Here is a 19175-nt window from a genome sequence, read left to right as displayed (position 1 = left end):
AACAAGGAAAACGCGATGTTCTATACCGCCTGGACTACCCTGGCCGTCCTCGGGGTGTATTTCTGGACCTGGGGCGTCGCCGGCTACGCCCGCGTGCGCTACAAGGTGCCGGCGCCATCGATGGACGGTCCCGAGCCATTCCAGCGCGCCCACCGTGTCCAGATGAACACCCTCGAGATGCTGCCCCTGGTGCTGGCGCCGTTGTGGCTGTGCGCCACCTTCGTGGGCGACCTGTGGGCGGCGGCCGGCGGATTGCTGTGGTGCCTGGGCCGCATCATGTATGCGATCGGCTATTACCGCGACCCGGCCAAGCGCGAAGCGGGCTTCATTTTGGGCATGCTGGCTTGCGCTGCGTTAATCGGCGCCACAGTTTTTGGCTTATTAATGCGCTAAAGCGAAAAAGATGAATACAAAGATCGACAAAGTTCCCGTATGGAAATATGCTTGAGTACTGACTAACTAATTAGCATCGCGCGTCCTGTCCTGATGGTCACTGGCGCGCCAGGAGAACTATATGTTGTTTCTGAAGAGCACAAGTGTGACCAAGGCGCCCGGGATCTATGAGGTTGACATCGCAGCCAAGCCGCCAGGCAAGACGTTTGGCGTCTTCCTGGCGACCGACCCGGAAAATCCGCCGCATACCGTGCTTGCCGGCCTGGCCGAACTGGGTTTCCAGAACGTCCATCAGCAGAACTATATTCACCGCGACAAAGGCAAGGTGCTCGACCTGCATTTCCAGAAGGACGGCACCGATATGTTCAAGGGCTGGAAGGCGGAGGAATGCAGCGCCAACCTGGCCGCCATCGACGCCCTGTTCGGCAACGTCGGCATCAAGGTGGCGCCGCGCGTGATGAGCCTGGCGGAAGCCTACGCCTGAGGCCTGCGGCCTGATGCCCGGGCGTGCAACCCGGACCTGATCAGGCCATCACTTCCAGGTGATACAGGGCCCAAGGGCAGGCGCCGAAGCGCTGCGCCACCGGGAGCGCCGCCATTTCCGGCACCCGGTCGGCGTCATACACGGCCCATAGCGGCCCCAACCCACCCAACGGCATCGGCTTGCCATCCAGATGGGTGGCGACAATGACATTCCACGCTCGCAACTGTCGCATGTCCAGCACGGCGGCATAGCCGTCGACCGCCCGCATCAGCACCTTGGCGGCGTCGCGCGGCATCGCGCCGGCCACGGCCAGCACCTCGCGCAGCAGCGGTCCGCGCAGCGTATGCGGCTTGCCGTCGTACTCCAGGGTCGGGCGGATGGTGCGGGCCGGCAGGGCGGCCAGGGCCGCGAAATCGAGCGCATAGGCGCGCTCGAACGCCAGCTTCTGCTTGGCCATCATCTGGTCGAGCGCCGGATCGAGGGCGCCGCGGTTGCTGTGCGCGATCGCGCCGGTGATGGTCAGCAGCGTGGGCCCCGCGGTCGAACCCGCGGCCATGCCCGCGCCGCGGCTGGCGAAGGCCGGCGTTGCGCCAGCCAATACCGCCGCGCCGAGGAAGTGGCGTTTGTCCATGCGAGAATGGGGTGTGGTGAAAAGTTCACCATCATAACCGTGAATGTTTTGCGTATGGATTGACGATGGATTTATTCGCCACCGACTCCGCGCCGCGTCCGATCCCGCTCGACGACGGCGCGCTTGCCTGGATGCCTCAGCTGCTGCTGCCCTGGACCAATGCCGAGGTCATGGCGCGCCTGCTGCGCGAGACCGACTGGCGCGAAGAATCGGTCGTGGTGTATGGCAAACGCCACCTGCAGCCGCGCCTGAGCGCCTGGTATGGCGACGCGGCGTACACCTATTCCGGCCTGCGCCTGCGGCCGGCGCCGTTCACGCCGCTGCTCGACACCTTGCGCCAAGCCGTCGAAGCGGCAAGTGGACACCGTTTCAACAGCGTCCTGCTCAATCTCTACCGTGACGGGCGCGACAGCATGGGCATGCACAGCGACGACGAGCCGGAACTGGGACCGCAACCGGTCATTGCCTCGCTCAGCCTGGGCGCTGCCCGCACCTTTATCTTGAAGCATAAATACAACAAACAGACTGTCCGATTGGAATTGACTGACGGCAGCCTGTTGCTGATGCACGGTGAAACCCAGAAATATTGGTTGCATGGCATCAATAAAACGACACGCGCGTTACAACCGCGGATCAACTTAACTTTCAGGAAAATCGTTTAAGCCATATGTAACTGCGTTGATCCACGTGGAAATATTAATAACCGAGCGGTCATTAAGTTACACTTGCTTACAGTTCTTACGGAATCGGCACGGACTTGCTGTTTCGTCAGTGTTATCTTGGTCATATCGCGATTCGTTGGGAATCGCGAGCCAGATGAACAAGAAGAGGAATTGAGATGAAAAAGCTGATCGTTGCACTGCTCGCTACCACCGCCGCTGTCTCGGCTGTCCAGGCACAAGAATTCACCCCACGCGCCTACGTCGGCGCCGGTGTGGTGGCCACTGACTATGAATCCCGCGTCCCGGGCGCCACCAGTGCCGACATCGATACCATCAAGGCATCGGCCAAGCTGTTCGGCGGCTATGAGTTCACCCCGAACTGGGCAGTCGAAGTCGGCCACACCGACTACCGCAGCGCCGACATCTACTACACCCTGGGTCCTGTGAACGCCAGCGGCGTCGTCGATGGCCGTTCGACCTACGTCGCCGCCAAGTTCAGCACGCCGCTGACCGAGAAGCTGGTCGGCTACGCCAAGCTGGGCATGTCGCATGACGTGAACGAACTGGCGGCAGTCAACGCGTCGCTGAACCGTCGCGACAGCGACAACAACGCCTACGGCGCCCTGGGTGTGCAGTACAACATCAACCAGGACGTGGCAGTGATCGCCGAATACGAACGCTTTGGCGGCACCCGCGACTTCGGCGTGCGTCCGAACGCACTGACCATCGGCGCGAAATACTCGTTCTAAGCCGAGCGTGTAGTGAACGACAAAAGGCCCTGCGGGGCCTTTTGTCGTTAAATTAGCTGCTGAGCTAGCCGTCAAATACGTCGTCCCCGCGCAGGCGGGGACCCAAGTTCTGCAAATGTCGTCGAAACGCTTGCGAGATTGGGTCCCCACCTGCGTGGGGACGACGTTTTTACGCTAACTCAAGAAGACTTTCGCCTTAACTTAACGTCATTGCCCTGCGGGCTTTTTTTGTTGTCAGCGCAAAACGCGCAAGGCCTGCGGATCAGCGTCGATTCAGAGCCGCGCCAGCGCCTGGCCCTGTGGCCGGGTCACCCACGGCGGCACGATGATCGACGGCGCGGGCGCCGCGTGTCCGGCCGAGATGAAACGGTGCAGCGACGACCATGGCCAGTCGCGCGGTGCGAGGCAGTGGCCATGGCGGACAGCGTCGGTGTGGACATAGTCGACCAGGGCCGCGTAATCGTCGTCCAGGCCGACCCGGTAGTGGCGGTAATGGCGTTCCCAGACCGCGCCGTCGTCGACCCCGGGCTGGCCGGTCTTGCGCAGCGCCTTCGAAAAGGCGATCTTCACGGCCCGCCAGCGGCTGGAACAGTCGTGGTCGCCCGGTGGCAGGGTCCAGATCGCATGGGCGTGATCGGGCAGGACCGCCCAGGCGTCGACATGGAAAGGCCGGCGCGCACGCGCCAGCCGCATGGCTTGGCCGAATGCGGAAATATGCTCGGTCAACAGGTGACTGCCGCGGTCGAGCAGGCGCACCGTGAAGAAGAAGGTGCCGCCGGGAACGCGGTTATCGCGGTAATGGCGGCAGTGATTGCGGTGATGATCAGGGTAATCAAGCATGGCCTGGCCGGCGCCGCGAGCATGGAGCGGCTGCGGTCGACGCGCTTTCTGGTAGTCCTCATCGCAAAGAGTTTTACACATTTTGCATTCTGACCCCGTTCCATTTCCGCTAGTAAAAAGCCCGCCAAATGGCGGGCTTTCTATTACGAAACAAACGCTGGCATTCTGTCCAGCATTCAGGTGGTCAGCGGCTTGTAGCGGATACGCTTCGGCTTGGCGCCTTCTTCGCCCAGGCGTTTCTTCTTGTCGGCTTCGTATTCCTGGTAGTTGCCATCGAAGAAGGTGACTTGGGAGTCGCCTTCGAAGGCGAGGATGTGGGTCGCGATGCGGTCCAGGAACCAGCGATCGTGGGAGATCACCATCACGCTGCCGGCGAATTCGAGCAGCGCATCTTCGAGTGCGCGCAGGGTTTCGACGTCCAGGTCGTTCGACGGTTCATCCAGCAGCAGGACGTTGCCGCCTTGCAGCAGGGTCTTGGCCAGGTGCAGGCGGCCGCGTTCACCGCCCGACAGGTTGCCCACGACCTTTTGCTGGTCAGAGCCCTTGAAGTTGAAGCGGCCCAGGTAGGCGCGCGACGGCATTTCGAAGCGGCCGACGCTGAGCATGTCGGCGCCGCCGGAGACGTCTTCGAACACGGTCTTGGCATTGGCCAATTCGTCGCGGTGCTGGTCCACCAGCGACACGTGGGCGGTCTTGCCGATCGCGACTTCGCCGCTGTCCGGCTGCTCTTTACCGGCGATCATCTTGAACAGGGTCGACTTGCCGGCGCCGTTGGGGCCGATGATGCCGACGATGGCGCCTGGCGGGACGGTGAACGACAAATTATCGATCAGGAGGCGATCGCCGAAGGCTTTCGAGACGTTCTTGAATTCGATGACTTCATTGCCCAGGCGCTCGGCCACGGGAATGAAGATCTCTTGCGTCTCGTTGCGCTTCTGGTATTCGAACTCGGACAGCTCGTTGAAGCGGGCCAGGCGGGCTTTCGACTTGGCCTGGCGCGCCTTCGGATTCTGGCGCGACCATTCCAGCTCTTTCTGCAGCGCTTTCTGACGCGCCGATTCGGTCGATTCTTCCTGCTTCAGGCGCGCCTGCTTCTGGTCGAGCCACGACGAATAGTTGCCCTTCCATGGGATGCCATGGCCGCGGTCCAGTTCCAGGATCCATTCGGCGGCATTGTCGAGGAAGTAGCGGTCGTGGGTGATGCCGACCACGGTGCCCGGGAAGCGCAGCAGGAATTGCTCCAGCCACTCGACCGATTCGGCGTCCAGGTGGTTGGTCGGTTCGTCGAGCAGCAGCATGTCGGGTTTCGACAGCAACAGCTTGCACAGCGCCACGCGGCGCTTCTCGCCGCCCGACAGCACGCCGATCCTGGCGTCCCATGGCGGCAGGCGCAGCGCGTCGGCGGCCATTTCCAGCTGCAGGTTCAGGTTGCCGCCGTCGGACGACGAGATGATCGCTTCCAGGCGTTCCTGCTCCTTGGCCAGGGCGTCGAAGTCGGCGTTCTCGTCCGCATAGGCGGCGTACACGGCTTCCAGCTTGGCTTGCGCCTCGAAGGCTTCGCCCAGGCCGGATTCGACTTCCTGGCGGACGGTTTTTTCCGGGTCGAGCTGCGGCTCCTGCGGCAGGTAGCCGATGTTCAGGCCCGGCATCGGGCGCGCTTCGCCCTGGATGTCGGTGTCGATGCCGGCCATGATCTTGAGCAGGGTCGACTTGCCCGAGCCGTTCAGGCCCAGCACGCCGATCTTGGCGCCCGGGAAGAAGGACAGCGAGATATCCTTGAGAATTTGACGCTTCGGCGGGACGATCTTGCCCACGCGGTTCATCGTATAGACGTAATTGGCCATGCTTTGACTTTGGTGTTGTTTAAGGTGCACAGGATACGACAGAACCCCGTGCCCGACACAGGATTTCTTGGCGGATGCCGGTGAAATCCCGTGTGTGCTGCGCAGAATCAGTTCTTGGCGGAAGCCGGCGACCGGCGCAGCAGGCCTTCGCCGGCGAACAGGATCAGCGCGCTCCAGATCAGCACGAAGCCGACCAGGCGGTCGGCGGTGAACGCTTCCTTGAACAGCAGCACGCCGAGCAGGAATTGCATGGTCGGCGACAGGTATTGCAGCAGTCCCAGGATCGACAGCGGGATCTTGCGCGCGCCGGTGGCGAACAGCAGCAGCGGGATCGCGGTGAGCGGACCGGCCATCACCAGCAGCACGCGCGTGGTGTCGGAGTCGGTGTTGATGAACACGTTCTGGCCTTCCAGGGTCAGCCAGATGACGTAGGCCGCCGCCAGCGGGAACAGCACGATGGTCTCGAACGACAGTCCCTCGAGCGCGCCGAGCGCCGCCGTCTTGCGCAGCAGGCCGTAGCCGCCGAAGGAGAACGCCAGGAACAGGGCGATCCAGGGCACGGTGCCGGTCTGCCAGGTCAGCCAGGCCACGCCCAGCGCGGCAATCGCGATCGCCACCCACTGGACGGTGCGCAGGCGCTCCTTCAGGATCAGGTAGCCCAGCATGATATTGACCAGCGGATTGATGAAATAGCCGAGGCTGGCTTCGATCACATGGTGGTTGCTGACCGACCAGATGTACACCAGCCAGTTGGCGCTGAGCAGCAGGGCCGACAGCACGAAGCTGAAGAACACCCGCGGTTGGCGCACCACGTTCAGCCATTTCCACTGGCGCCGCAGCAGCAGCACGATCAGCAGGAAACCGAGCGACCACAGCATGCGGTGCGCCAGGATCTGCAGCGGCGGCACGCCGTCGAGCGCGTGAAAATAAATGGGGAACAGGCCCCAGCAGAGAAAGGCCAGGGCCGCGTAGATAATGCCGGAACGCATGGGAATGGGGACTGGATTGCAGGGACGACATTATCCCTGAATGCGTCCACGGTTGCTGGGGGCATGCCTCTTTTTGCACGGGTGTATGATGCACCACGAAATATTCTTGCTTTTTTTCCGCCACTATTTTATGGTGCGCCGCACCAATGCAAACGTGATGGTGTAATCTTGACAGCAGATAATAAGAAGAGCAGCCTGGCCGCCCTGACCCTGGCCGCGGTCGGCATCGTCTACGGCGACATCGGCACCAGCCCCCTCTACACGCTGCGCGCGGTGTTCGACGACACCCACGGCCTGCCCCTGAATACACCCAACATCCTCGGCGTCATTTCCCTGATCTTCTGGGCGCTGACGGTCATCGTCTCGCTCAAGTACGTGACCCTGGTGCTGCGGGCGCACAACCGCGGCGAGGGCGGCATCATGGCCCTGATGGCGCTGGCCACCAATTCGGTGCCGCGCCACTCGCGCTGGGGCTTCCCGCTGCTGGCCATGGGCGTCATCGGCGCCACCATGTTCTACGGCGACAGCGTGATCACGCCGGCGATTTCGGTGCTCGGCGCGATCGAGGGTCTCGAGGTGGCGGCGCCCGGCATGTCGCACTACGTGGTGCCGCTGGCGGTGGTGGTGCTGGTGGTCCTGTACAGCGTGCAGCGCCATGGCACGGCCGGCATCGGCCGCTTCTTCGGCCCCGTGATGCTGGTGTGGTTCCTGGCCCTGGCCGCGATGGGCATCGTCAACATCGTCGCGTCGCCGGTCATCCTCAACGCGCTGAACCCGTATCACGCCCTCCACTTCATGCTGGACAACAAATTGCTGGCCTTTATCGCGCTGGGGGCGGTGGTGCTGGCGATCACCGGCGCCGAGGCCCTGTATGCCGACATGGGCCACTTCGGCGCCAAGCCGATCCGCATGGCCTGGTTCCTGATCGCGTATCCGGCGCTGAGCCTGAACTACCTGGGCCAGGGCGGGCTGCTGATCGCCCAGCCCGAGGCGGTGGAAAACCCGTTCTACCACCAGCTCGGCACCTGGAGCGTGATCCCGCTGGTGATCCTGTCGACCATGGCGGCGGTGATCGCCTCGCAGGCCACGATCAGCGGCACGTATTCGATGACCAAGCAGGCGATCGCGCTCGGCCTGCTGCCGCGCATGCGCATCCTGCACACCTCGGAAAGCGAGATCGGCCAGATCTATATCCCGGCCGTCAACTGGCTGCAGCTGGCGGTGGTGCTGATCGCCGTGGTCGGCTTCGGCTCGTCGGACGAGCTGGCCGGCGCCTACGGCATCGCCGTCACGGCGACCATGATGATGACCACCGTGCTGACCTTCTTCGTGACCCGCTATCGCTGGCGCCTGCCGCTATGGGTCTGCCTGGGCGCGACCGGCTTCTTCCTGACGATCGATATCATGTTGTTCGCGGCCACCACGACCAAGCTCTTCCACGGCGGCTGGTTCCCGCTGCTGATGGGCGGTGTGCTGCTGACCCTGATGCTGACCTGGAAGCGCGGGCGCGCGCTGGTGTTCGAAAACCTGCAAAAGCATGCGATTCCGCTGGAAGCCTTCATGGAATCGCTGTTCGTGGCGCCGCCGACGCGGGTGCCGGGCACCGCCATCTTCCTGCGCGGCGAAAGCGACGGCGTGCCGCACGCGATGTTGCACAACCTGTCGCACAACAAGGTGCTGCACGAGCGGGTGGTGTTCCTGACCGTGCACATGCGCGAGGAGCCCTGGGTGGCGCGCGAAGAACAGATCGACATCGTCGGCCTGGGCCACAACTGCTACCAGCTGAACATCCACTATGGCTTCAAGGACGAGCCCGACATTCCGGACATCCTGGACCGCTGCGGTCCGCTCGGCCTGCCGTTCGAGATGATGGAAACCTCGTTCTTCATCGCGCGCCAGACCGTGATCTCGGCCCCAGGCGGCGGCATGGCGCCATGGCGCGAGCACCTGTACGTGGCGATGTCGCGCAATGCGCGCAGCGCGGCCGACTATTACCAGATCCGCAGCAACCGGGTGATCGAGCTGGGCACGCAGATCGAGATCTGAGCCGCCGTTCGCGCCGACCCGCGCACGGTAGAAGTGCATTACGGAAATTTCAGCAAATTATCTTATAATCAGGAACTATTGATTAATAGGCAATTTCAGAGCACCACCGCACGGGCAGGACGTCCGAACCGATCATTCCATTCCATTGGCGAGACATGAAGCTTTACTACTATCGAGGCAATAATTTCGGCGACAAACTCAATCCCGTGATCTGGGATGCGCTGATCCCCGAGCTCGTGGACGAGGACGATTCCACGCTCCTGGTAGGAATGGGCACCCTGATCAATTCGCGGGTGCCGGCCGAACCGCGCAAACTCGTGTTCGGATCGGGCGTCGGCTACAACAAGGCGGCGCAGGTGGACGACAAATGGAAATTCTACTGCGTGCGCGGGCCGCTGACCGCCGCCGCGCTGGGGCTGGACAAGCAGGTGGCGATCACCGATCCCGCGCTGCTGCTGACCCGGGTCGTCAACCAGCCGGTGGCGCCGACCGGCGAGGTCGTGTTCATGCCGCACCATTCGAGCATGCTCAATGCCGACTGGGCGCCGTTCTGCGCCAAGGCGGGTATCACCTTCCTCGACCCCGAGGCCGACATGCACGAAGTGCTGACGAAGATCCGCGGCGCGAAACTGGTCATCGCCGAGGCCATGCATGCGGCGATCGTGGCGGACGCCTACCGGGTTCCCTGGATTCCGGTGCAATGCTACGAACACATCCTGGGATTCAAGTGGGAAGACTGGTGCCAGTCGATGTCGGTGCCTTACCGGCCCCAGACCCTGCCGAGCGTATGGGACATCGACAAGACGCTCGGCCCGCGCGACCGCCTGGCGGCGAACGTCAAGCGCGGCCTGCGCGGCGTGGGCATCTGGAAAGGCGACTGGACCCCGCCGCCGCCGGCGAAGAACGTGCGCCAGGTCGAGGATGCCGTCGTCGGCGCGTTGTCGCGGCTGGCCGCCAGCGGCGAGTCCTACCTGACCGACGAGCGTGTGCAGAGCGTGGCGCTGGAGCGCCTGCTGGCGCAGATCGACCAGTTGAAACGGGATTACGCGGTCGTGGCCGCCTGACGCGGTTGCGGCGTCGACGCGTCGCTCCGCCTTGTTACCCAGCATTGCTGAACTACAATTATCAGACAAATGACGGACAGTTTCATGGGACTGATTCGATAAGGTACGGGGGTTCGTTACACACCCCCCGTTTGCCTTTTCCAGTCGAGGATACCCGATGAAACTGACGTTTCCCCTGATCGCGGCCTTTGCCGCCATGCTCGCCCTGACCGCCTGCGGCGGCGGCAGCGACGACAACAAGCCGGTCGCCAGCAGTCCGGCGACGCTGACGAAGACCGACATCACGGTCGGCACCGGCGCCGAGGCGATTACCGGCAAGCGCGTCACCACCCAGTACGTCCTGTGGCTGTACAACGACAAGGCGGCCGACTTCAAGGGCGCGCGCCTGGAAGCGGGCGAACTGACTCCCTACGTCATCGGCAGCGGCCGCGTCATTCCCGGCTACGACCAGGGCGTGATCGGCATGAAGGTCGGCGGCAAGCGCCTGGTCCTGATCCCATCCAACCAGGCCTACGGGCCCTCCGGCCACGGTCCGATTCCAGCGAACGCGGGCCTGGTGTACGAAATCACCCTGACCAGGGTGGAATAAGAGCCAGCGGCGCGAGACCGGGGCGGCGCCCCTAATGCCGTTAAGTTAAGCTAGCTGAGCTAGCCGTCGAATACGTCGTCCCCGCGCAGGCGGGGACCCAAGTTCTGCAAACGTCGTCGAAACGCGTGCAAGATTGGGTCCCCACCTGCGTGGGGACGACGCTTTTACGCTAACTCAAGAAGACTTTCGCCTTCACTTAACGTCATCAGGGCACTGCCTCGGTTTTTGCGCGCACTGCTGACTTCGCGCACGACCCGCAGGACGGTGGCGGGCGATGCTCGGGGCTTTTCAGGCCGAGCCGATCATGCGTTCCTCTTTCCAGTTTGCCGTCTGCCTGCTGCCCATCTGCCCCGCCGCCGCGACCACCGTGTCCGCCGAGGCCGCCGCGTCCGCGCCGGCGCGGACTTTTTCCGCCTGCGTCGTCGTCGATCCCGTTCTCGCCGCCGACCCGCCCGCCTGGCTGCTGCTGGCGGCCGCGGTGGTGCTGCTCGGGGCCGGCCGCCTGGCCGCCTCGTGACCGGCACGCGGCTGCGCTGGCGCAGAACGGCCCCACGGTGTTTGCGACATCGTCGAGATTCCCGGTCACCGGAAGGATCGATGATGTCCCTGCGCAGACATTTCTTAAATAAATTGTTGCTGGTCTTATTGGTCTGGCCGGGCTTGGCCATGGCGTCGCCGCTGTACCGCGTGACCTGGCTGCCGTCCGATTTCACCGCCGCCGGCCTCGACGGAGCAGGGCGGGTGGTCGGCACCGCGCGGGGCGGGGCGGCCGTGTGGTCGCCGGGCGGCGCCACCTACCTGGGGACGCTATTGCCCGGCAGCGAAGGCCTGGCCATCAACGCCGGCGGCGCCATCGTCGGCTGGTCCGGGCTCGAGGACAACGTCAGCGAACGGCCCGTCCTGTTCTCGCCCGTTGACAACCGCATGATCGATCTCGGCACGCTGGGCGGCGTGTCCGGGCGCGCCAATGCGCTCAACAACACCGGGGTGGCGGTGGGACTGTCCGGCGTCGGCAGCGCGGGCGGCTTCGACTACCACGCCTTCGTGTACGGGCATGACGGCATGCTCGACCTCAACGCGCTGGTGGACGAGCGTGGCGACTGGCAGCTGGTGAATGCGCTCGACGTCAATGGCGCCGGCCAGATCCTGGCCCAGGCCTGCAACGGGCCGGGCGACTGCCGTGCGGTGCGGCTCGACCTGGTCACGGCGGTGCCCGAGCCGGGCAGCTGGTCGATGCTGGGGGCCGGGCTGGCGCTGCTGGCATGGCGCGCGCGCCGGCCCCTGAGCGGGCCGTGGCGCCGCATCGCGCCGGCGCTCCTGATCGCGCTCCTGATCGCGCCGCTGGCCGCGCCGCCGGCATCGGCCACGCTGCCGGCCGCATCGAGCGGTTCCGCCGCGATCAACCGCCACGGCGCGGTGACCGGCACCGCGCCGGTCACCGCGTCGGTCACCTGGGACGCGCTCCCGGCGCCGCACCACCTCGCCTATGTGTACCGCGACCAGATCATGCGCAGCCTGGGGACGCTGGGCGGCAAGGACAGCAGCGCCTTCGACGCGAACAGCTATCTATGGCAACCGTATTCGGGCGGCGTGATGTATGGCCTGGGAGCGCTCGGCGGCTTCGGCGATGGCGCTGCCAATGGCCTTAACAACGCCGGCTCGGTGGTGGGTTCGTCGAGCGCCGACACGCCCGATGGCCCGGCGGCGCGCGCCTTCCTCTACGAGCGGGGCGCGATGCGCGACCTGAACGCGCTGAGCGCGATGCCCGCGGGCTGGACGCTGGTGGATGCGACCGACATCAACGATGCGCGCCAGACCCTGGCCCTGGCCTGTCATCTCGAAGACTGCCGGCATGTGCGGCTCGATCCTGTCCGGCGCGATCCGCCGCGGTGATGCGGTTGATGAAGCGCGTGCCGGCGGTGGCCGCGCGCGCAGGGCCGTTCAGCGCAACATGTCGATGTGCATGATGCCGTCTTCGTCATAGGGTTCCGAAACGGTCTGGAAGCCGAAGCTGGCGTAGAAGCGCTCCAGGTATTGCTGGGCGCCGATGCGGATGCGGTGGCCCGGATACAGCGCCTCGGCCTGGCGGATGCCCTCGCCGAGCAGGGCGCGGCCGGCGCCGGTGCCGCGCGCGGCCGGGGTGGTAATCACGCGGCCGATCGACATCTCGTCGTACTTGGCGCCCGGGGCCAGCACGCGCAGGTAGGCGGCCAGGCTGCGCTTGCCATCGACGCTGTGCCAGCCCAGCAGGTGGTGGGCGCTCGTGTCGTGGCCGTCGATGTCGGGATACAGGCAGGCCTGCTCGAGGATGAAGACATTCTGGCGCTGGGCCAGCACTTCGTGGAGGTCGAACGGGGTGAGGTCGGCGAAGCGCGAGAATTGCCAGTCAAGAGGGCTAGGGGTGGTCATGAAATACGCAGCGATGGTGGCGGGATGGGGCGGTCATTCGGCGGCGGTTTCGAAACCTTCCAGCACGTTGACCGTATGGATGCCAAGCTCGGGGCCGGCATTGCCGCCCTCGAACACGAAGGCAGTCGGCAGGCCGAGGTGGGCGATGCGTTCGCCGATGCGCAGGAAGTCGCCGCCCTGCAGGCCGAAGCGCGGATCGGCGCCCAGCGCCGCGGTATCGACGCCGAGCGAGACCACCAGCGCCTGCGGCCGGGTCATCGAAATCCTGAGGCAGGCCGTTTCCAGCGCCGCGAACCAGGCGTTGCTGCCGCAACCGGGCGCCAGCGGGATATTCATGGTGTAGCCGAGGCCGGCGGCGGCGCCGGTCTCGTCGGCGTGACCCAGGTAGAACGGATATTCCAGGCGCGGGTCGGCGTGGATCGAGACAAACAGCACGTCGTTGCGGTCATAGAAGATGCCCTGGGTGCCGTTGCCGTGGTGGTAGTCGAGGTCCAGGATGGCGACCCGTTCCAGGCCGTCGTCCAGCAGGTGCTGGGCCGCCAGCGCGGCATTGTTCAGGAAGCAGGAGCCGCCGAAGAAATCGCTACCGGCATGGTGGCCGGGCGGGCGCGTGAGCGCGAAGGTACCGCGCTCGCCACGCCGCAGGGCATGCGCCGCGTTGACGGCGCAGTCGGCGCCGGTCTTGGCCGCGATCCAGGTGCCGCTGGTGAGCGGGGTGCCGGCGTCCATCGAATACAAGCCGAGGCGGGCGCAGAAATTCTCGGGTTCGACGTCGTCGCGCAGCGTGCGCACCGGCCACACCGCCGGGAAGGCATCCTTGCCGGCATTACGGGCGTCGAGACCGATCCACTCGCTCCAGGCATTGCGCAAGAAATGCAGGTAGCGCGGGCGGTGCACCCGCTCGAGCGTCATGAGCGGCACGCCGTGCGGCGTGACGATGGCGCCCAGGCCGCGCCGCTCGCACTCCTTCAGGACGATGGCGGCGCGCTCGGGTTTTTCCGAACAGGGCACCAGCTCGCCGCGATAGATTTCGACGCGGCCGTCATGCTGGGCATGGTGTTCGTTGTAAAACGTGAGCAAGTGGTCCTCGCGGCTGCGGATTCGGTCGGGCGCCGCGATTGGCGGCTCAGTTATTGGAGCATAGCTTACTGCTGTTGTACGCCGCAACAAAGTCGTCGAAGCTGCCGCTGTCCGTCTGCTCGATGCGCGCCTGCTCGGCGTGCGAGCTGGCCGCCATCTCGTCGAACAGCGCTTCCTCGGCCGGCATCAGGGGGCTGTCGCGGAAGGTGGCCGCATGCAGGCGGCTCTGCTGCAGGCCGAAGGCCGTGGCCGAGCCGAGCGCGCGCACTTCTTCCAGCACCCGCGCCGACGGGGTGAGCGCCGGATCCTCGACCTTCGCCTTCTGCCTGGCCAGCGAAGCCTGGTGCACGTCGCCCTCGTTGTGCCCGTCGTCCAGCAGCTGCGCCACCGGGCGGATGCGCTCGATCAGCTCCAGCGCCCACTCCGTCAAAGGCACCTCGACGCCGTCGCGGGTCAGGGTCAGGTCGGGGCGGCGGCCTTCCTTGACCGTGCGCGCGAAGTTGCGCGCGTGTAGCTGGCTGTCATGGGCGCTGATCAGCGGGCTTTCTTCGAGCGCGCAGAACAGCAGGAAGGCGTCCAGGAAGCGCCCGGTCTCGAGGGCGATGCCCACCGGCTCGAACGGATCGACGTCGAGGCAGCGCACCTCGATGTATTGCACGCCGCGGTTGCACAAGGCCTGCACCGGACGCTCGCCGGTGCGGATCACGCGCTTGGGGCGGATGGTCGAGTAATACTCGTTCTCGATCTGCAGCACATTGGTCGACAACTGGATCCACTCGCCGTCCTTCTTCGTACCCAGCCTGGCGTAGGGTTCGTAGGGACGGTTGACCGCATCCATCAGGCTCGTGACGTAGCTTTCCAGGCTGTTCTCGTGCGGACGCAGGCCAGACTGGGCGTCGTTCTGGTAACCCAGGTCGCTCATGCGCAGGCTGGTCGCGTACGGCAGGTACAGGGTGTCGCTCGACAAGGTCTCGAGCTGGTGTTCACGGCCGCGCAGGAAGCTGGTGCTCAGGACAGGCGTCGCGCCGAACAGATACATCAGCAGCCAGGAATAGCGGCGGAAGTTGCGGATCATCGCGATATAGCTTTCCGACTGGAAGTCGCGCAGCGCATGGCGGCGTTCCTCGGTGATCCCTTCCTGTTGCGCGAACAGCTGCCACAATTGTTCCGGCAGCGAATAGTTGTAGTGGATGCCGGCGATGCATTGCATGGCCTTGCCATAGCGCAGCGCCAGGCCGCGCCGGTACACGTGCTTGAGCATGCCGATGTTCGATTTGCCGTACCAGGCGATGTCGATCTCTTCCTCGGGCGGCAGCTCGCCCGGCATCGACACGCTCCACAGCATCTCGTCGCCCATCCGGGCATGGGCGTAGCGGTGGATCGCATCGAGGCGGTGCAGCGCCAGCGCGATGTCGTGCTCGGCCGGCGTGATGAATTCCAGCAGCGCCTCGGCATAGTCGGTCGTGATGTGCGGGTGCGTCAGGGCCGAACCGAGTGCCGGAGCGTGCGGGGTGCGCGCCAGCCGGCCCGCCGCGTCCACCCGCAGGGTTTCGCGCTCGATGCCGCGCAGGCCCTGGCCCAGCAGGGCGCGGTGTTCGTCGTCGTCGAGCAGGGTCAGGCGGCGGTTGAATTGGTTCGACACGGGTGTTTCCTTTCTTGTACTGCCAGTTCGGTTGGTGCAGAGATTAACCGAAAAACGGACTGCGCGTTCGGGCGCCCCTCATTCAAGCCAGGGCGCAAACCAGGGCGGCGCGCGGAAGGACTTGCTGGCCGGCGCCGGCGCCGGGGGAGCCGGCGGCGCGAAATCGGGCGCCGGGCCAGGGTCATGGCCGGGCGGGAGTTCGCCGTCGAGCATGAAGTCGAATTCGAAGGTGGGTTCCCAGCCCGGCGCCGGTTCGGATTCGGCGTTGAACTCGGCGTCGGCGTTGGTGTTCGCGCCGGCCGCGGCCGGCGGCGCAGCGGCGCGCGTCGCCGGATCCTTCTCGGCCGCGATCCAGCGGCCGATGCGGCGCTCCAGCTCGGCCAGCGGCAGCGCGCCGCCGCCGAGCAGGGCGTCGTGGAAGCGACGCGGGTCGAACAGCTTGCCGAGCGCGGCGCGCGCCTGGGTGCGCAGCGCCAGGATGCGCAGCTGGCCGATCTTGTAGCCCAGCGCCTGGCCCGGGCGCGCGATATAGCGGTCGACCTCGGCCTCGTTGTCCGGCGCCGGGTTGGCGGTATGCGCGTTCAGGTAGTCGATCGCCTGCTGGCGCGTCCAGCCGAGCGAATGGATGCCGGTGTCGACCACCAGGCGCGCGGCGCGGAACATCTCTTCGTTCAGGTGGCCGAACAGCGAGAACGGATCCTGGAACAGGCCGAGCTCGGGACCCAGGCTCTCGGCATAGGTGGCCCAGCCTTCGCCGTAGGCGTCGTACCAGCCGTGGCGCCGGAACGCCGGCAGCGCGAGCTCCTGGGCGCGCGCCACCTGCAGGTGGTGGCCGGGCACCGCCTCGTGCAGGGCCACCGTGTCGACCTGCCAGATCGGGCGCGCGGTAAGGCGCGCCGTGTCGACCACCAGCGCGGCGCTGCGCGCCGCGTTGCCGGCCTCGTAATAGGCGGCCGGCTGGCCGCTGCTTTCGCTTGCGCCGCCCATCGGCTTGACGACGATGCCGGCCGCCGGGATCACCGTCGCTACGCGGCCCAGCCGCGCCTGCGCCAGCGCCAGCGTGCGCCGGTAGCGGTCGAGCAGCGCCGCCGCGTCGACGAAGAACAGGCGCCGGTCGCTGCGCGCGAAGGCGATGAATTCGGCGAAGCCGCCGCGAAAGCCGGTGCGCGGGATCAGGCGCTCGATCCCGGCGCGCAGGCGCGCCACCTCCTGCAGGCCGAGCGCATGCACCTGGGAAGGCGTCATCGCGGTGGTGGTGCTGTCCCGCACCAGCTGGGCGTACCACGCCGGGCCGCCCGGCAGCGCCGCGGCGCCGATGCTGTCGCGCGCGCCGGGCACGTAGTCCTGGCGCAGGAAGTCCTCGAGCTTGCGCAGGGCGGGCGCCGCCTGCTGTTCCAGCGCCGCCTTGCCGGCCGCGCGCAACTGCGCGCGCACCTCGGGGTCGATGGTCGCCGGGATGCGCTGGAACGGCGCGCCGAGCGGACCATCGGCGAGTTGTTCGCGCAGCGCCCGCAACCCATCCGGCACCGGCGCGATGGCGGGCTTCGGGATCGTCCAGCCGGCCTGTCTGCCGGCGCGCAGCTGCTCGATCAGGCCGTCGACGTGGGCCGGCAGCGCCTGCAGGCGCGCCAGATAGGCCAGGTAGTCGGCGTCGTTCGCGAACGGCATCTGCGCGACCAGGCGCGGCAGGCGCACCTGCAGGCCGTCGTAGGCGGTGATCGGGAGCGGATCGAACGGCGTCAGCGCGCCGGCGGCGATCAGGCGCTCCTTGTCGGCCACGAACAGGTCGTACGACACCTGGTCTTCGCCGCGCAGCTGCGCGCGGTCGATCTTCTGCGCCGCCGCCAGCATGGCGCGCTCGTGCTCGAGCGCGGCCGCGCGTCCCGCCAGCGAGGTGTCGGACAGCCAGGCGTTGTAACGATGCTCGCCCAGGGCGGTGGCCTTCTCGGGCGCATGGCGCAGCTGCCACTGCCAGTCGCGCTCGTAGAGCCGGGCGGCCAGCCTTGCCGGCTGCTCGGCCGGCGCATCCTGGGTGAGGGCGGGCGGCGCGGATGGCATTGGCGGCATGGGCGGCGTGGGCGGCACGAATGCAACGGCGGCGGCGCCATGCAGCGGCGCGAGCAGGGCGAGAGAGGCGAACAGGATGCGCATGCATGCTCCGGAATCAGAACTGGTCATTTTAACAAGTCTATCCCGCGGGGTGCGCACCGCGGCGGCCTCCGCTGACCCGCTCGATGCCGGCCAGGTCGCGCCAGCTCTGCACCTCGCCGTAGCCGCGCGCGCTCAAGAGGCCGCGCACGGCCCCGGCCTGGTCGTAGCCATGCTCGAGCAGCAGCCAGCCGCCGGGTTCCAGGTGCGCGGCAGCGCCAGCGGCGATGGTGCGAAGGTCGGACAGGCCGTCGGCATGGTCGGTGAGGGCGTCGATCGGCTCGAAACGCAGGTCGCCTTCAATCAGGTGGCGGTCGCCGGCCACGATATACGGCGGGTTCGAGACGATCAGGTGGAAGCGCTCGGCGCCCAGCCCTGCGAACCAGTCGCTGCGCAGGAAGCGCACGCGCGCTTCGTTGGCGGCGCCATTGGCGCGCGCGACGGCCAGCGCTTCCTCGCTCACGTCGAGCGCCGTGACGTCGGCGTCTGGCCGCGTATGGGCGACGGCGACGGCGATCGCGCCGCTGCCGGTGCCCATGTCGAGCACGCGCTGGCGCGGCGCCAGCCGCTCCAGCGCGAGTTCGACGATCAATTCGGTATCCGGACGCGGGATCAGCACCGCCGGCGTCACCTTGAACGGCAGCCCGAAGAATTCGCGCTCGCCGACGATGTAGGCGATCGGTTCGCCGTCCAGGCGGCGCCGCACCAGCGCCGCCAGGAGCGCCGCTTCTTCGGGGGTGAGCACGCGTTCCGACTGCGTGATCAGGGCCACGCGCGGCAGGCGCAGCGCATGGCACAGCAGGATGCGGTTTTCCAGCGGATCGAGCGGCAGCGACAGCCGCACCTGCCCGAGGGTGGCGCCGGCTTCGATCATGCCCGCTTGGCGCGCAGGTCGCGCAGCAGCACCCAGCCGAGCAGCACGGTGAGCACCACGAACCAGACCGCCGACCATTGCGGGATGGACAGGCCCAGGATGGCGTCGGTCGCGCCTTCGCACAGGCCGTCGGCGCGGAACAGCCACGGCAGGTACTCGGCGGTGGGAATCTTGTTGAGCAGGGTTTCCATCGGATCGATGCCGCACGAGAAGCCGGGATTGGCGATCACGTACAGGTGCTTGCCGACCGTGTACAGGCCGCCGAAGGCCGCCAGCAGGGCGAGCGTGGCGCCCGCGCGCACCTTGCCGCTGATGGCCGCGACCAGCGCGAATACGCCGACGGCGAGGAACAGGTAGCGCTGGATCACGCACAGCGGGCAGGGCCGCATCTCCATGATGTGCTGCAGATAGAGGGCGACGGCGATCAGCGCGAACGAGATCGACGAGATGGCGAACAGGACCTGGCGGTTGGTGGGCATGGATTTTTTCTCGATGTGGACCGGTGCGGATGCGTTCCAGTTATCTTTGGAGCCGTCGTTCCCGCGCAGGCGGGAACCCAAGTTTGCCTGAATGACCACTAGCGCTCGCCGACAGTGCAGCGCAAATGACTTGGGTCCCCGCCTGCGCGGGGACGACGTGCTTGTGCCAACAAAAAGAGTTGGCGCTAACGGGCTGGCAGATCGCGCTTATTTTCGCATAAACGTTGCAAACGACGCTTTGCCATTTTCAAT

At 66.0% G+C, this 19175-nt stretch carries 19 protein-coding genes; 9 read left to right on the top strand and 10 right to left on the bottom strand.

Translation table 11 applies throughout. The features are described 5' to 3' along the window. Positions 1-15: 15 nt before the first annotated feature. Together ACZ9AQ_RS01985 and ACZ9AQ_RS01980 are read left to right on the top strand one after the other, a co-directional pair. Positions 16-393 carry an MAPEG family protein gene (locus ACZ9AQ_RS01985; protein ID WP_429201142.1) on the top strand — a complete coding sequence of 126 codons (378 nt, stop codon included), beginning with the start codon at positions 16-18 and terminating at the stop codon, positions 391-393. 121 nt (positions 394-514) lie between these two features. Then, positions 515-877, top strand: a complete 363-nt coding sequence (locus ACZ9AQ_RS01980) for a hypothetical protein (RefSeq protein WP_429201144.1) — start codon at positions 515-517, stop codon at positions 875-877. Positions 878-917: 40 nt separating this feature from the next. Here ACZ9AQ_RS01980 and ACZ9AQ_RS01975 read toward each other — a convergent pair whose 3' ends face one another. After that, entirely contained in the window at positions 918-1508 is a 591-nt protein-coding gene (locus tag ACZ9AQ_RS01975) for a putative pterin-binding protein (RefSeq protein WP_429201146.1), read from the bottom strand. A gap of 65 nt (positions 1509-1573) precedes the next feature. Between ACZ9AQ_RS01975 and ACZ9AQ_RS01970 the strand changes: the two genes are divergently transcribed. Continuing rightward, a complete protein-coding gene (locus ACZ9AQ_RS01970; protein ID WP_429201147.1) occupies positions 1574-2170 on the top strand; it encodes an alpha-ketoglutarate-dependent dioxygenase AlkB family protein in 597 nt (198 codons plus the stop codon). Positions 2171-2346: 176 nt separating this feature from the next. Next, positions 2347-2919 carry a porin family protein gene (locus ACZ9AQ_RS01965; protein WP_429201149.1) on the top strand — a complete coding sequence of 191 codons (573 nt, stop codon included), beginning with the start codon at positions 2347-2349 and terminating at the stop codon, positions 2917-2919. Positions 2920-3192: 273 nt separating this feature from the next. Here the strand turns inward: ACZ9AQ_RS01965 and ACZ9AQ_RS01960 are convergent, their stop codons facing one another. The 3 genes from ACZ9AQ_RS01960 to rarD all read right to left on the bottom strand — a co-directional run bounded on the left by ACZ9AQ_RS01960 (position 3193) and on the right by rarD (position 6592). After that, positions 3193-3759: an REP-associated tyrosine transposase gene (locus ACZ9AQ_RS01960; RefSeq protein ID WP_429201150.1), complete on the bottom strand. Its 567-nt coding sequence runs from the start codon at positions 3757-3759 to the stop codon at positions 3193-3195. A gap of 176 nt (positions 3760-3935) precedes the next feature. Continuing rightward, positions 3936-5603, bottom strand: a complete 1668-nt coding sequence (gene ettA / locus ACZ9AQ_RS01955; RefSeq protein WP_429201152.1) for an energy-dependent translational throttle protein EttA — start codon at positions 5601-5603, stop codon at positions 3936-3938. Positions 5604-5710: 107 nt separating this feature from the next. Beyond that, positions 5711-6592 (bottom strand): EamA family transporter RarD, encoded by an 882-nt coding sequence (gene rarD, locus ACZ9AQ_RS01950; protein WP_429201154.1) that lies wholly within the window; start codon positions 6590-6592, stop codon positions 5711-5713. A gap of 168 nt (positions 6593-6760) precedes the next feature. Here rarD and ACZ9AQ_RS01945 point away from each other — a divergent pair, with 168 nt between their 5' ends. The 5 genes from ACZ9AQ_RS01945 (at position 6761) to ACZ9AQ_RS01925 (ending at position 12184) form a co-directional block, all read left to right on the top strand. Further along, positions 6761-8638: a potassium transporter Kup gene (locus ACZ9AQ_RS01945; protein ID WP_429201155.1), complete on the top strand. Its 1878-nt coding sequence runs from the start codon at positions 6761-6763 to the stop codon at positions 8636-8638. A gap of 155 nt (positions 8639-8793) precedes the next feature. Beyond that, entirely contained in the window at positions 8794-9702 is a 909-nt protein-coding gene (locus ACZ9AQ_RS01940; RefSeq protein WP_429201157.1) for a polysaccharide pyruvyl transferase family protein, read from the top strand. 157 nt (positions 9703-9859) lie between these two features. After that, positions 9860-10291, top strand: a complete 432-nt coding sequence (locus ACZ9AQ_RS01935) for an FKBP-type peptidyl-prolyl cis-trans isomerase (protein WP_429201159.1) — start codon at positions 9860-9862, stop codon at positions 10289-10291. A 304-nt stretch (positions 10292-10595) separates the two neighbouring features. Continuing rightward, complete coding sequence (locus tag ACZ9AQ_RS01930; RefSeq protein ID WP_429201161.1) at positions 10596-10808, top strand: hypothetical protein; 213 nt, start codon at positions 10596-10598, stop codon at positions 10806-10808. Positions 10809-10957: 149 nt separating this feature from the next. After that, positions 10958-12184, top strand: a complete 1227-nt coding sequence (locus ACZ9AQ_RS01925) for a PEP-CTERM sorting domain-containing protein (RefSeq protein WP_429201163.1) — start codon at positions 10958-10960, stop codon at positions 12182-12184. 48 nt (positions 12185-12232) lie between these two features. Here ACZ9AQ_RS01925 and ACZ9AQ_RS01920 read toward each other — a convergent pair whose 3' ends face one another. The 6 genes from ACZ9AQ_RS01920 to ACZ9AQ_RS01895 form a co-directional block, all read right to left on the bottom strand. Then, positions 12233-12700, bottom strand: a complete 468-nt coding sequence (locus ACZ9AQ_RS01920) for a GNAT family N-acetyltransferase (RefSeq protein ID WP_429201164.1) — start codon at positions 12698-12700, stop codon at positions 12233-12235. A gap of 33 nt (positions 12701-12733) precedes the next feature. Then, positions 12734-13780: a histone deacetylase family protein gene (locus ACZ9AQ_RS01915; RefSeq protein ID WP_429201166.1), complete on the bottom strand. Its 1047-nt coding sequence runs from the start codon at positions 13778-13780 to the stop codon at positions 12734-12736. A 46-nt stretch (positions 13781-13826) separates the two neighbouring features. After that, positions 13827-15422: a glutamate--cysteine ligase gene (gene gshA, locus ACZ9AQ_RS01910; RefSeq protein WP_429201168.1), complete on the bottom strand. Its 1596-nt coding sequence runs from the start codon at positions 15420-15422 to the stop codon at positions 13827-13829. Positions 15423-15500: 78 nt separating this feature from the next. Further along, complete coding sequence (locus tag ACZ9AQ_RS01905) at positions 15501-17573, bottom strand: DUF885 domain-containing protein (RefSeq protein ID WP_429201170.1); 2073 nt, start codon at positions 17571-17573, stop codon at positions 15501-15503. A 37-nt stretch (positions 17574-17610) separates the two neighbouring features. Then, entirely contained in the window at positions 17611-18444 is an 834-nt protein-coding gene (gene prmC, locus ACZ9AQ_RS01900) for a peptide chain release factor N(5)-glutamine methyltransferase (protein WP_429201171.1), read from the bottom strand. Continuing rightward, positions 18441-18923: a disulfide bond formation protein B gene (locus ACZ9AQ_RS01895; protein ID WP_429201173.1), complete on the bottom strand. Its 483-nt coding sequence runs from the start codon at positions 18921-18923 to the stop codon at positions 18441-18443. The genes prmC and ACZ9AQ_RS01895 overlap by 4 nt, the downstream gene beginning before the upstream one ends. Between the last annotated feature and the right edge of the window lie 252 nt (positions 18924-19175).

It is taken from the genome of Massilia sp. UYP34 (assembly GCF_056279385.1).
Note: the sequence above shows the minus strand (reverse complement) of the source record. Positions and strands in the feature narration are given on the sequence as shown.

What these genes read in the sequence shown, in the direction of transcription:
- ACZ9AQ_RS01985 (WP_429201142.1), top strand. Translation starts at nt 16, where the DNA reads ATGTTCTATACCGCCTGGACTACCCTGGCCGTCCTCGGGGTGTATTTC.
- ACZ9AQ_RS01980 (WP_429201144.1), top strand. Translation starts at nt 515, where the DNA reads ATGTTGTTTCTGAAGAGCACAAGTGTGACCAAGGCGCCCGGGATCTAT.
- ACZ9AQ_RS01975 (WP_429201146.1), bottom strand. Translation starts at nt 1,508, where the DNA reads ATGGACAAACGCCACTTCCTCGGCGCGGCGGTATTGGCTGGCGCAACG.
- ACZ9AQ_RS01970 (WP_429201147.1), top strand. Translation starts at nt 1,574, where the DNA reads ATGGATTTATTCGCCACCGACTCCGCGCCGCGTCCGATCCCGCTCGAC.
- ACZ9AQ_RS01965 (WP_429201149.1), top strand. Translation starts at nt 2,347, where the DNA reads ATGAAAAAGCTGATCGTTGCACTGCTCGCTACCACCGCCGCTGTCTCG.
- ACZ9AQ_RS01960 (WP_429201150.1), bottom strand. Translation starts at nt 3,759, where the DNA reads ATGCTTGATTACCCTGATCATCACCGCAATCACTGCCGCCATTACCGC.
- ettA (WP_429201152.1), bottom strand. Translation starts at nt 5,603, where the DNA reads ATGGCCAATTACGTCTATACGATGAACCGCGTGGGCAAGATCGTCCCG.
- rarD (WP_429201154.1), bottom strand. Translation starts at nt 6,592, where the DNA reads ATGCGTTCCGGCATTATCTACGCGGCCCTGGCCTTTCTCTGCTGGGGC.
- ACZ9AQ_RS01940 (WP_429201157.1), top strand. Translation starts at nt 8,794, where the DNA reads ATGAAGCTTTACTACTATCGAGGCAATAATTTCGGCGACAAACTCAAT.
- ACZ9AQ_RS01935 (WP_429201159.1), top strand. Translation starts at nt 9,860, where the DNA reads ATGAAACTGACGTTTCCCCTGATCGCGGCCTTTGCCGCCATGCTCGCC.
- ACZ9AQ_RS01930 (WP_429201161.1), top strand. Translation starts at nt 10,596, where the DNA reads ATGCGTTCCTCTTTCCAGTTTGCCGTCTGCCTGCTGCCCATCTGCCCC.
- ACZ9AQ_RS01925 (WP_429201163.1), top strand. Translation starts at nt 10,958, where the DNA reads ATGGCGTCGCCGCTGTACCGCGTGACCTGGCTGCCGTCCGATTTCACC.
- ACZ9AQ_RS01920 (WP_429201164.1), bottom strand. Translation starts at nt 12,700, where the DNA reads ATGACCACCCCTAGCCCTCTTGACTGGCAATTCTCGCGCTTCGCCGAC.
- ACZ9AQ_RS01905 (WP_429201170.1), bottom strand. Translation starts at nt 17,573, where the DNA reads ATGCGCATCCTGTTCGCCTCTCTCGCCCTGCTCGCGCCGCTGCATGGC.
- prmC (WP_429201171.1), bottom strand. Translation starts at nt 18,444, where the DNA reads ATGATCGAAGCCGGCGCCACCCTCGGGCAGGTGCGGCTGTCGCTGCCG.
- ACZ9AQ_RS01895 (WP_429201173.1), bottom strand. Translation starts at nt 18,923, where the DNA reads ATGCCCACCAACCGCCAGGTCCTGTTCGCCATCTCGTCGATCTCGTTC.